Origin of the sequence: Aeromonas sp. Prich7-2 (assembly GCF_017939255.1) — a bacterium.
GTDB lineage: Bacteria > Pseudomonadota > Gammaproteobacteria > Enterobacterales > Aeromonadaceae > Aeromonas > Aeromonas caviae.
In genome coordinates, this window is the sequence record NZ_JAGKRI010000107.1 from 1 (window position 1) to 293 (window position 293).

A 293-nucleotide genomic window follows, 5' to 3' on the forward strand; every position below is an offset into this window, starting at 1 on the left:
CCCGTCAGCGACTCGGCAAACAGCCGCTCGAGTGGCTGTTCAAACAGTGCGCCGATGTGTGGGGGCGGGAACGTTATCCTGAAGACCATTGGCACGGTTTACAGGTCTTTGCCATCGATGGGGCCCTGTTCCGAACCCAGGATATGTCTGAACTCAGAGCACATTTCGGCTCGGGTAACACCTCAACCAACCGGCAGACACCCTACCCGATGCTGCGGTTGGTCACGCTCATGAATGTCCGCTCGCATGTCATTGCCAACGCGGCCATCAGCCCGTACCGCAAAGGGGAAATC

1 pseudogene is annotated in these 293 nt (G+C 58.4%); it reads left to right on the plus strand.

Going from position 1 to position 293, the window contains the following annotated elements:
• Positions 1–293: pseudogene (locus J9892_RS15495) on the plus strand (IS4 family transposase); the annotation flags it as partial.